Genomic DNA, 11,702 nt, shown 5'->3' with positions numbered 1-11,702 from the left:
TCCTAGCCGAGACCCATTTTCTTGAAGGTCTTGCTGATCCAGGACCCCTGATTCTCGCTCGGCTCGAGACCGCCGGATTTTACAAGATTATAGGCGTCCTTGTACCAGCGGCTGTCAGGAAAATTGTGCCCAAGCACGGCCGCCGCGGTCTGTGCCTCACCGACGATGCCGATCGCCATGTAGGCTTCGGTCAACCGGTACAGCGCCTCCTCGACATGGCGGGTGGTCTGGTATTGCGTGACAACGGTCTTGTAGCGGTTGATCGCCGCCGTGTAGTCGCGCTTCTGGGCGTAGTAGCGGCCGACATTCATTTCCTTACCGGCGAGCTGGTCGCGCGCGCCCTCGATCTTGGCCTTGGCCGAAGTCGCATATTCGGACGTCGGATATTTGCGCACCACCTCTTCCAGCGCGGCGATCGCCTTCTCGGTGCGGGCCTGATCGCGGCTGATATCCGGGATCTGGTCGTAATGCGAGGCCGCGATCAGATATTGCGCATAGGCGGCGTCCGGGCTGCCGGGATGCAGCGTGACATAGCGCGTAGCGGCGCCGATGCAGCCATCATAGTCGCCGCCCTGGTAGGACGCATAGGCCGACATCAGCAGCGATTTGCGGGCCCAGTCCGAATAAGGATGCTGGCGGTCGACCTCCTCGAACTTCTTGTTCGCCGCCTTCATGTCCTTCTTCTCGTTCATGAGGTACAGGCCCTCATTATAGATCTTGTCGGCGGGCTCCTCGACGAAGGTGTCGTCCTTGGCGGTGAATTTGTCCCAGAGCGAGCCGGTGCCGCATCCGGCGAGCGGCAGCGCGAGCATGATGAAAGTGACGGCCTGAAGCAGCCCACGGGCTCGCGACGAGACCGAGAAATATCCGCGCGTCATACGCTGTGCCGACATGAGTTTAAGCCCTGACGCCCTGTGATGCGGTGTCCGCCAGCCCACGACCCCCGTCATGGGCGCGAAATGTGCCGTGGTGCCTGCCATGCGACCACGCCGATGTATCCGAAAAGCGATCTTTAACCAACCGGATAGGCAGGCATTTCGCCCGGATTAAGGCGAACTTGCCGCAATGCTAGCCCATCATGGTTACCAGGAGTTTCCCGGGGAAGCCGCCAACCAAACGCCAGGGGGCGACAGGTCTCTTCAGGACACATCCGGTCCGAATGCCGCGGCGATCCGGCCACCGACGATGCCGCGACCGACTTCGCCCACGGGACGCGTGGTGCGGCGGGCAGCCTCGCCCTCGACCACCCGCCAAGCGGTCCGGTCGGCGAGCAGCGCGGTCAGGACTGCGTGATTGAGCTTGTGGCCGCCACGCACCGACCGATAGGCGCCAAGCAGCGGCAACCCGGCCAGCGAGAGGTCGCCGATCACATCCAGCACCTTGTGACGGGCGCATTCATCGGCGTAGCGCAAGCCCTCGGTATTGAGCAGCCGCTCATCATCGAACACGACGGTGTTATCGAAGGAGGCGCCGAGGGCATAACCGGCGCTCCAGAGCCGCGCGACATCGCCCATCAAGCCGAAAGTCCGAGCCCGGCCGACTTCGCGGCGGAAACCTTCAGGGTTGAGGTCGAAGGCGTAGCTCTGCTGGCCGATGACGGGATTGGTGAAGTCGATCTCGACCTCGACGCGGAACCCACTGGCGTGGGGCCTGATCTCGCCGAAGGAGTCGCCGATCTTGACCGAGATCGGCTTCAAAACCTGAATGAAGCGACGCTGCGCGGGCTGCGTGACGATGCCGGCCTGATCGATCGCCGCAATGAAGGCCGCAGCGCTGCCGTCCATGATCGGTACTTCGGGACCGTCGATCTCGATGGTGGCGTTATCAACGCCCATGCCCCGCAAAGCAGCAAGCACGTGCTCGGCAGTGGACACCAGCGGGCCATCGTGGTCGCCGAGAACAGTGGCAAAGTCGGTCGCGATCACCTGATCGGCGGTGGCCTGGACTTCGCGGTCACTTCCCTCAAGGCCGGTGCGGACAAAAATAAAACCCGCGTCCACGGGTGCAGGCCCAAGCGTGACAGTGACGGGAAGACCGGAATGAACGCCCACGCCTGCCACAGAGGCTTGCGCACGAAGCGTTGTTTGCCGGCTAAACTTCATCAGGAATCCGCCCCACTACGACCCACTGCGACTTATACGAGGTTCACTCGGCCGGCGAGTGCCGACAGTTGCGAATCTCCGTATCCCCAAGTCACGGCGAACCATAGTTGCTGCCCCAAACAGCGCCAACTCACGCTTTTTTACCGATTGTTACCCCAAACCTGCCGTATTCGCGCCAAGGCTTAACCAAATTGCGCCGAGGTTTGAGGCCGCTACCGGCAGTTTTACCGAACCACCAAATGCGTAATTAATCATTTAAAATCAGTTGCTTGGCTGCACGATCCGGGCATGCACGGGACAAAAGGAAAGGTCCCGGCAAGCTTCTCGCCGGGACCTCTTTTCGTCTGCCTTGTTGTAACAATCCTCAGGTCGCCTGCCGCCGCAGGAAGGCCGGGATATCAAGATGGTCGTCACCCTGTGGCACCGGCGCAACAGGAGCGGGGCGGCCATGCATGTCCAGACCCTGCGGCGCAGGACGGCGGGCATACTCAGATACCGGCTCGTTGGTTGCGATTTGCTGCGCCACGGTCTTCTGCGGCCGACGCTCAGGCAGCGGCGGCATCGCGGGACCGGCGGTGCGGGCCGAGACCGGCGGCTCACTTTCCTCGTCGCGACGGCCAAGCCCGACATTGGCGAGGCGCTGCAGCAGCGACAGGCGGGTCTTCTGCGGGGTCTCTTCTTCAACCTCGCCGCGGGCCTGACGAATCTCGGCCTGGGCCGGCATCGGCAGCTCGTCGATGCGCGGCATCCGCGGCGCGCGGGCGGGACGCTCTGCCTGCGGCGGGATGAAGGTTTCGGGCGTCATCGGCTCCTGCATTGCGACCGGGGCCATGTCCGGCTCCGGGAACAGGGTCGGCTTCTGCGCGATCGGTCGCACGGTGACGTCGCCATAGGTCTGCGGCGCTGGCGCCTGCGGGGCTTCAGCAACTGCAGCGGCGATGGCGGCGAGCGCAGCACGCTCGACGTTCGGACGGGGCGCGGCAGCAGCCGGAGCCGGCGCGCCGGCCGGGGTCTGGGCTTCCAGCTTCTGGGCGCGTTCGGCCAGACGCTGGTTGTCGGCACGGAGCCGCGCGGTGAGATCGGCGAGACGGGTCTCGGCAGCGGCGGCCGGTGCGGCGGCCTGCTGCACCTGCGGGGCCGGGTTTGCGACGGGAGCGGAGGTCGCCTGGCTGTTGCGGGCGATCGCGGCTTGCTCGATGCCAGTGGCGACCACCGAGACGCGGATCAGGCCGTCGAGCGCCTCGTCGAAGGTCGCGCCGACGATGATGTTGGCGTCCTGGTCGACCTCCTCGCGGATGCGGGTCGCGGCCTCGTCGACCTCGAACAGCGTGAGGTCCTTGCCGCCGGTGATGGAGATGAGGAGGCCCTTGGCGCCCTTCATCGAGCTGTCGTCGATCAGCGGGTTGGCGATCGCTGCTTCAGCGGCGGTCAACGCACGCTTGTCGCCGGAGGCTTCGCCGGTGCCCATCATCGCCTTGCCCATCTCGCGCATGACCGCGCGGACGTCGGCGAAGTCGAGGTTGATCAGGCCTTCCTTGACCATGAGGTCGGTGATGCAGGCGACGCCCGAGTAGAGCACCTGGTCGGCCATCGCGAAGGCGTCGGCGAAGGTGGTCTTCTCGTTGGCGACCCGGAATAGGTTCTGGTTCGGGATGATCAGGAGCGTGTCCACGACCTTGTGCAGCTCGGCGATGCCGGCTTCAGCGGTGCGCATGCGGCGGCCGCCTTCGAAGTGGAACGGCTTGGTCACGACGCCGACGGTGAGGATGCCCATGTCGCGCGCGGTCTTGGCGATGACGGGGGCAGCGCCGGTGCCGGTGCCGCCGCCCATGCCGGCAGTGACGAACACCATGTTGGCGCCCGAGAGATGGTCGCGCAGCTCGTCGATCACCTCTTCCGCCGCCGCGGCGCCGACGTTCGGCTGCGAACCGGCGCCGAGGCCTTGCGTGACCGCCGTGCCCATCTGCACGATGCGCTGCGCCTTCGACATTGTCAGCGCCTGCGCGTCGGTGTTGGCGACCACGAAGTCGACGCCCTGCAGGCCCGCCGTGATCATGTTGTTGACGGCGTTGCCACCGGCGCCGCCGACGCCGAACACGGTGATCCGGGGCTTCAGTTCGTGAATATCAGGAACATTGATGCTGATGGTCATGGTTGCCTCTCGATCACGCGCGCGTGGGTTCGCCCCGGCCGGCGGCCGCGGGAGTTGGTGAAAATCGAAGATTGCGGAAAGCAGTCATCAGAAGCCCTCGCGTAGCCATCGTCCGACCTTTCCGAAATATCCGCCGGTCCCTGTCTTGACCTGCTGCCGCGTATGCCGCGGTTCGACATGTTCGAGGTGAACATATTGCGGGTAGACGAGAAGTCCGGTCGGCACCGCGAACGCGGCGTTCTTCGCCTCGTTGGGCAGCCGACCGAAACCAAGCGGACGGCCGACCCGCACGGGCCGGCCGAGAATCCGGGTGCCGAGCTCGACGAGTCCGGTCAGCTGCGAGGCGCCGCCCGAGAGCACGACGCGGCCGTTTGGCTCTGAGGCGAAGGGCGAATCCTTCAGCTTGTCCCGAACCATTTCGAAGACTTCCTCGGCACGGTGCTTGACGATATTCGCGATGGTGGCGCGGGAAACGATCTGCGGCAGATCCTGCTCGTCACCGGCTGTCGGCACAGACATCAGCTCACGCGAGTCCGATCCGCCGGTGATGACGGTCCCGTATAAGGTCTTGATTCGCTCGGCATCGGCAATGGTCGCCGAGAGTCCGCGCGCAAGATCCATCGTGATGTGTTGCCCGCCAACCGCAAAACCCGCCGCATGCACGAAGCGGCCGCCTGAATAAACAGCAATCGTGGTTGTGCCCGCGCCCATCTCGACGACGGCGGCGCCGAGATCGGCCTCGTCGTCGGTCAGCACCGACAGGCCGGCGACATAGGGGCTCGCCGCCATCGCTTCGACATTGATGTGGCAGCGTTCCACCGCCAGCATCAGGTTCCGCGCCACGGTGGCGTCACAGGTGACGACGTTCATGTCGACGCCGAACTGGTGCGCGACCATGCCGCGGGGATCGCGGATGCCCTTGACGCCGTCGAGCGTGTAGCCGACCGGCAGCGCGTGCAGCACGGTGCGACCTTCGCCGGTGGCATGGCGCATGCCGGTGGAGGTGACGCGGCTGACATCGGCGGGCGTCACGGCGCCGCCGCGGATGTCGGCGGCGGCTTCGACCAGCTGGCCGGCGGGCCGGCCGCCGGAGACCGACAGCAGCACCGACTCGACCCGTACCTTGGCCATCTTCTCCGCAAGCCCGACGGCCTGGCGCACCGCCTGCTCGCATTCGCCAAGATCGATCACCGCGCCGGCTTTCATGCCGCGCGCCTGGATCTGGCTGTATCCGATCAATTCCACCGCATGGGTCCGGCCGCGCAGCGCATCGCTCGGCGGCGACGGCTTCAGCCGTGCGATCATGCAGGCGATCTTGCTGGTGCCGATGTCGAGGCAGGCGACGAGGCCGCCGCGCTTGTGCGGCATCGGGCGCGTCTTCGGCGTCTGGGTGCGATCGAGACCGGTCATGCGGAATCCCCGGCCTTCTTTTTCTTCTTGTCCTTGAACTGCTCCTCACGCGCCTTGGCGGCGTCCTCGGACAGCTGCACCACCAGCCGATCGGGCAGGCGCATGTCGACGGCGACGATATCGCGGGAGAACAGCCTGTCTTCCTTGTCGAGCTTCGACAGCATCGCAAGCGCGTTGCCGACGTCCTGCTCGGGCAGGCGGATGTCGAGGCCGTCCTTGAGCCTCAGGTTCCAGCGCCGCTCGCCGACGAAGATCGCGGCTTTGGTGATCGAATTGACCTGCGGATAGCGCGCTAGGAGTGCCAGGAAATCGCGCGCCTGCGTCTCGGCGCCCTTGCCGACCACGAGCGGCAGCGTCAGGAAGCGGCGCGAGACGTAGGGCTCGAGCACGGCGCCGTCGTCGGCGATGACCGAGAGGCGGCCGGCCTCCTGCCACAGCGCGAACGCCTTGCGCTCGGTGAGTTCGATCATGAGCTGGCCCGGATAGAGCTTCAGCACGGTCGCATCCGCGATCCAGGGATTGGCCTTGAGCTTGTCGCGTACCGCATCGGCGTCGAGGAACAGCAGCGAGGAACGGCCGCTGACGCCGCCGATCGCGAGGATCTCGTCCTGGGTCAGCTGCTTGCGGCCGTTGATCACGACGGAGGTGATGCGGAAGCCGGCGGAATTGGCCAGCGCGTTGCGGGCATCGCTGACCGCAGTGATGAAATCCTGGAGATGGCCGCCCTTGACGATGCCAAAGCCGCAGCTGCCGATCAGGAGCAGCACGGTCATGGTGAGGCCGACCCGGCGCGGCAGATAGCGCTCGACCAGCGCAACCACGCGCGGCGGCGGCTCACGCTCGACGGCGGCCTTGGCCCTGGCTTTGGCCTTGTCCTTGGCGGCAGCGCGCGCCTCTGCGTGCTTGTCCTGCACCCACTCGCGCAAAAGCACGACCGCTCCGATAGCGGCCGCCTTCAGGTCAGCTTGGGGCCTCAGCGATCTGAAAACCGATCGGGAAAGGCTTCCTGCTCCATCCATTGCACGAGCTCGTCAACAGTTTGCCCGCGACATCGCGCGGATCCTGGCGAACATGACGTCTCGGTGCCGGGCCGGGTGCTGGTCTTCAGCAGAAGAAGCCTCTCCCCTTCAAAGCGTTCGCTGGAGGTGACATCACCCGCGACAGCTCACGCGCCGGCAGCCAAAGCGCCATATGCGCCGCCAGCGTTAACCTTCGGACGTCCTGGTAAACAAAAGGTAAAATTCGTTAACGATTTGCGCATTTTGCCCCGCGATATCCGGCCCTTGTGCCGCGATATCCGGCATTTTACCGGTTTTGGTCGCCAAACTGGGCCGTTTCGCCCATCCGGTCGTTAACCAGTCCTAATTATTTCCGCACGCGTTGCCCCGCGAGCTCGACCAGCCCGTGCAGGAAATCGACGAACGCGATGCCTTCCGCCTTCAGCGCCTTGGGGTAGAGCGAGGACTTGGTCAGCCCGGGGAGTGTGTTGGTCTCGAGATAGACGAGGCCCTTGTCCGAGACGATGAAGTCCGAGCGCGAGTAGCCGGTACAGGACATCGCGCGATGGGCCAGCATCGCCTGCTCCTTGAGCGCGCCGGTGATCTCCGGTGCGAAGCGGCCGGGGCAGATCTCCTGGGTCGACTTCAGCAGATATTTCGCCGCGTAGTCGAAATTGCCCTCGCCCGGAATGATCTCGATCGGCGGCAGCGAGATGATCGAGCCATCGGTGCGCTCCAGCACGCCGCAGGTCGCCTCCACGCCGGCGATATAGGGCTCGATCACGTATTCTTCGTGTTTCGCGGCATTGCGGACCGCGACGAGGTCCTGCTTGGCGTTGACGAAGATCAGGCCATAGCTCGACCCATCCCGCGCCGGCTTTGCGATCAACCGGCCGTATTCGGCGAAGGCCTCGTCGATGTCATCAAGTGCAACATTCGCAGGCGGCGTCACACCGCCGAGCGCGGCGAAGCGCTTGGCGGCGATCTTGTCGAAGGCGAGATGCGATGACGCCGAGCCCGAGCCGGTGAAGGCGACGCCCCGCGCCTCGCACATCACCTGCAATTCGCCGTTCTCGGCACGCCCGCCATGCAGGCCAAGCACCAGCACGCGGCCTTCGGTCTTGGCCTGGTCGAGCGCCTGCGCCAGCGGAATGCCACGCGTGCCCGGCTTGAACTCGTCCTCGAACGGACGGGCATGTTCGAGCAGTTGCTTCGACTGCACCACATGCACCTTGTCCTCGACGTCCCACCACCACAGGTCGGCCTCGGGCAACGCCTGATGCAGCGCCTGGGCGGAGGCAACCGAGACAAGACGCTCGCGGTTGGAGCCGCCGAAGAGGATGGTGATGCGCATGTTCGTTGGTCCGTCACCTATCTGTATTCGTCATTGCGGGGCGATGCGCAGCATCGAACCCGGAATCTCGAGATTCTCAGGTGCGCAATTGCGCACCATAGTTGCGCTTCGCGCCCCCGGAATGACACTCACCCGGGAATCCCGATCCGCTTGATTTCCCAGTGTAGCTCAATTCCGGAATTTGCCTTTACCCGCTCGCGCACGGTCTCACCGAGTGTCTCGATGTCGCGCGCGGTGGCATCGCCCGTGTTGATCAGGAAATTGCAGTGCATCTCCGACACCTGCGCACCGCCGACGCGCAGGCCGCGGCAGCCGGCGGCATCCACCAGCTTCCAGGCGGAGTGGCCCGGCGGGTTCTTGAAGGTCGAGCCGCCGGTCTTCTCGCGAATCGGCTGCGCGGTCTCGCGATGCGTCTGCACCTCCGCCATGCGCGCGCGAATTGCCTCCGCATCCGTGATCTCGCCACGAAAGCGCGCGGAGGTGAAGATGATGGAGGGATCGACGCCGCTGTTGCGGTAGACGAACTTCATTCCGGCGTTGGAGAAGACATGCTTCGTGCCGTCGCGCGCGACACCCCTCGCCTCGATCAGCACATCCTTGGTCTCGCCGCCATTGGCGCCCGCATTCATGCGCAGGGCGCCACCGATCGTGCCGGGAATGCCGAAATAGAATTCGAGCCCGCCGATATTGGCGGACGCCGCCACTTCCGCCACGCGCTTGTCGAGCGCGGCAGTGCCTGCGGTGATGATGTCGCCAAGCGCAGTCGCCTCGCCGAAGGCGCGCGGCGCAAGACGGATCACCACGCCGGCAATGCCGCCGTCGCGCACGATGAGATTGGAGCCGACACCGATGACATAGACGGGAATGTCGCTGGCGAGATGCGCAAGGAAGTAGGCGAGATCGTCCTCGTCGGCGGGCGTGAACAGCACCTGCGCAGGGCCGCCGACGCGAAACCAGGTGAGCTCGGCCAGCGACTGGTTGGCGAGCAGCCGACCGCGAAGCTCGGGCATCGCGGCTTTGAGCGCCTGTGTGATGTCGGGGAAGCTCACTGCCCTACCCCAGCGCCTTCAATTGGTCCGGCAACGCATACGCCCATTGCGTGATGTTGCCGGCGCCGAGGCACACAACGAGATCGCCGGATTTCGCCAGCCCCTTGACGATGCCGGCGAGCTCCGTCGCGGCCGGCAGCGGGATCACTTCGCGGTGCCCATGCGCGCGCAGGCCCGAGACGAAATGATCGCGGTCGATGCCTTCGATCGGCGCTTCGCCGGCGGCATAGACGTCGGCGACAACAACCGCGTCAGCATCGTTGAAGCAGGTGCAGAATTCCTCAAACAGCGATTGCAGGCGGGTGTAGCGATGCGGCTGCACAACGGCGATGATCTTGCCGTTGGTGGACTCCCGCGCCGCCTTCAGCACCGCCGCGATCTCGACGGGGTGATGGCCGTAATCGTCGATCACGGTGACGCCGTTCCACTCGCCGGTCCTGGTGAAGCGGCGCTTGACGCCGCCGAAGCCAGCGATCGCCTTGCGGATCGCATCGTCGGAGACACCGAGCTCGCGCGCGACCGCGATCGCGGCCGTCGCGTTGGAGGCGTTGTGGCGGCCCGGCATCGGCAGCATGAGATCGGTGATCTCGTGCACGCTGCCGGTCTTGCGATCGCGGAACGCGACCTTGAATTTCGATCCGCCACCCATCGGCGTGAGGTCGACGAGCCGCGCGTCGGCCTGCGGATTCTCGCCATAGGTGATGATGCGGCGATCCTCGATTCGGCCGACGAGGCTCTGCACCACGGGATGATCGATGCACATCACGGCAAAGCCGTAGAACGGCAGGTTCTCGACGAAATTTCGGAACGCATCCTGCACGGCCTCAAACGTCTTGAAGTGATCGAGATGCTCGGGATCGACATTGGTGACGATCGCAACATCGGTCGGCAGCTTCAGGAAGGTGCCGTCGCTCTCATCGGCTTCCACCACCATCCAATCGCCGGCCCCCAGCCGCGCATTGGAGCCGTAGGCATTGATGATGCCGCCGTTGATCACGGTGGGATCGAGCCCGCCGGCATCGAGCAGCGTTGCGACCATCGTGGTCGTCGTGGTCTTGCCGTGCGTGCCGGCGATGGCCACGCAGCTCTTCAGCCGCATCAGCTCGGCCAGCATCTCGGCGCGGCGCACCACGGGAATGCGACGTTCGCGCGCCGCGATCAGTTCCGGATTGTCGCGCTTGATCGCTGTGGAGACCACGACGACCTCGGCACCGTCGATATTCTCGGCCTTGTGGCCGACCGACACTTTCGCGCCCTTCTTGCGCAGACGGTCGAGATTGTAATTGTCGGCGGCGTCCGAGCCCTGCACGGTATAGCCGAGATTGACCAGCACCTCGGCGATGCCGCTCATGCCGATCCCGCCGATCCCGACGAAGTGGATAGGTCCGATCTCGCGCGGCAGTCTCATGCTCAGTTCCCTGACCTTGCCGCCGGAAAGGCGGCACCTGGCGAAGGTCACGGCCAAATCAGCCGCGCGCCTTTCCTACTGGATGCCCCGCTTTGGAACGCGAAGACAAGGGCTTTTTCGCGTCAGAGTCCCGCGACCTTGACCACCAGATCGGCCAGCCGTTCGGCGGCATCAAGCCGCCCTGCTCCCTTCGCAGCGGCGGCCATGGCGGCAAGGCGCGCGGGTTCGGCGGCGAAGGCGGAGATCTCGGCTGCGAGACGATCCGAGGTGAATTCGGTCTGCGGGATCCGGATGGCGCCGTCGACCTTGGCCAGCACGCCGGCATTGGCGAACTGGTCCTGGTCGATCGAGCCGGGCAGCGGCACCAGGATCGACGGCCGGCCGATCGCCGCGAGCTCGGCGACGGTGCCCGCGCCGGAGCGCGATATCACGAGATGATTGGAGGCGAGCCGCGCCGGCAGATCGGTGAAGAACGGCGCGAGCTCCACCTTGATCTTGAGCTTGTCATACACCGCGCGGACACGCGGCATATCCTCTTCGCGCACCTGCTGGGTGAGGACGAGGCGGCTCCACAGTGCAGGCTCGAGCCGCTCGATCGCGCCCGGCACGATGTCGGCCATGATGCGAGCGCCCTGGCTGCCGCCGATGACGAGCAGCCGCAGCGGCCCGTTCACCTCGGGCGCGGCATATTTCACCGCAGCCGCCGCGAGGATCGCCGGACGCATCGGCGTGCCGACGGTCGTGGTCTTGCCTGCGAGCGCCGGATCGCGATCGAGCACGCCCGGCAAGGACGTCGCGATGGCACGCACGCGGCTCGACAGGAACCGGTTGGCGCGGCCGAGCACCGCGTTGGCATCGTGGATGATGCTGGGCACGCCGGCGAATTTCGCAGCGACCAGCGGCGGCAGCGTCGGATAGCCGCCGAAGCCGACGACGGCAGCCGGCTTCAATCGCTTGATCAGGCCAAAGGCGGAGAGCGTGCCGACGGCGAGCGTGAGGCTGGCATAGGCGAGCTGGAACGGATTGCGGCTGCGCGCAGTCTCGCTCGAGACGACGTCGATCATGTCCTTGCTGAACAGCCCGCTATAGCGCAGCGCGCGCTCGTCGGTGACGAGGCGAACGCGAAAGCCGCGCCGGATCAATTCGACGCCGAGCGCCTCGGCCGGGAACAGATGGCCGCCAGTGCCGCCCGCGGCGAGAAGAATCAAGGGGGACGTGTCCATGGTGAA

At 65.4% G+C, this 11,702-nt stretch carries 9 protein-coding genes; all 9 read right to left on the bottom strand.

The window, feature by feature from the left end; all coding sequences use genetic code 11:
- Positions 1-2: 2 nt before the first annotated feature.
- The 9 genes from P6U29_RS12565 to murG all read right to left on the bottom strand — a co-directional run bounded on the left by P6U29_RS12565 (position 3) and on the right by murG (position 11,696).
- Complete coding sequence (locus tag P6U29_RS12565; RefSeq protein ID WP_407117884.1) at positions 3-893, bottom strand: outer membrane protein assembly factor BamD; 891 nt, start codon at positions 891-893, stop codon at positions 3-5.
- 246 nt (positions 894-1,139) lie between these two features.
- Positions 1,140-2,102 (bottom strand): UDP-3-O-acyl-N-acetylglucosamine deacetylase, encoded by a 963-nt coding sequence (gene lpxC, locus P6U29_RS12560; RefSeq protein WP_407117883.1) that lies wholly within the window; start codon positions 2,100-2,102, stop codon positions 1,140-1,142.
- A 364-nt stretch (positions 2,103-2,466) separates the two neighbouring features.
- Positions 2,467-4,254, bottom strand: coding sequence for a cell division protein FtsZ (gene ftsZ, locus P6U29_RS12555; RefSeq protein ID WP_407117882.1), 1,788 nt, complete (start codon positions 4,252-4,254; stop codon positions 2,467-2,469).
- Between the two features lie 87 nt (positions 4,255-4,341).
- Positions 4,342-5,664 (bottom strand): cell division protein FtsA, encoded by a 1,323-nt coding sequence (gene ftsA, locus P6U29_RS12550; protein ID WP_407117881.1) that lies wholly within the window; start codon positions 5,662-5,664, stop codon positions 4,342-4,344.
- Positions 5,661-6,683 carry a cell division protein FtsQ/DivIB gene (locus tag P6U29_RS12545; protein ID WP_407117880.1) on the bottom strand — a complete coding sequence of 341 codons (1,023 nt, stop codon included), beginning with the start codon at positions 6,681-6,683 and terminating at the stop codon, positions 5,661-5,663. The genes ftsA and P6U29_RS12545 overlap by 4 nt, the downstream gene beginning before the upstream one ends.
- Before the next feature lie 346 nt (positions 6,684-7,029).
- Positions 7,030-8,016, bottom strand: coding sequence for a D-alanine--D-alanine ligase (locus P6U29_RS12540; RefSeq protein WP_407117879.1), 987 nt, complete (start codon positions 8,014-8,016; stop codon positions 7,030-7,032).
- A 128-nt stretch (positions 8,017-8,144) separates the two neighbouring features.
- Positions 8,145-9,065 (bottom strand): UDP-N-acetylmuramate dehydrogenase, encoded by a 921-nt coding sequence (gene murB / locus P6U29_RS12535; RefSeq protein WP_407117878.1) that lies wholly within the window; start codon positions 9,063-9,065, stop codon positions 8,145-8,147.
- 4 nt (positions 9,066-9,069) lie between these two features.
- A complete protein-coding gene (murC, locus tag P6U29_RS12530) occupies positions 9,070-10,473 on the bottom strand; it encodes a UDP-N-acetylmuramate--L-alanine ligase (protein WP_407117877.1) in 1,404 nt (467 codons plus the stop codon).
- 122 nt (positions 10,474-10,595) lie between these two features.
- The gene (murG, locus tag P6U29_RS12525; protein WP_407117876.1) at positions 10,596-11,696 is read right to left on the bottom strand and encodes an undecaprenyldiphospho-muramoylpentapeptide beta-N-acetylglucosaminyltransferase; all 1,101 of its coding nucleotides are present in this window, start codon (positions 11,694-11,696) and stop codon (positions 10,596-10,598) included.
- Between the last annotated feature and the right edge of the window lie 6 nt (positions 11,697-11,702).

Origin of the sequence: Bradyrhizobium sp. LMG 9283 (assembly GCF_045571415.1) — a bacterium.
Taxonomy (GTDB): domain Bacteria; phylum Pseudomonadota; class Alphaproteobacteria; order Rhizobiales; family Xanthobacteraceae; genus Bradyrhizobium.
Note: the sequence above shows the minus strand (reverse complement) of the source record. Positions and strands in the feature narration are given on the sequence as shown.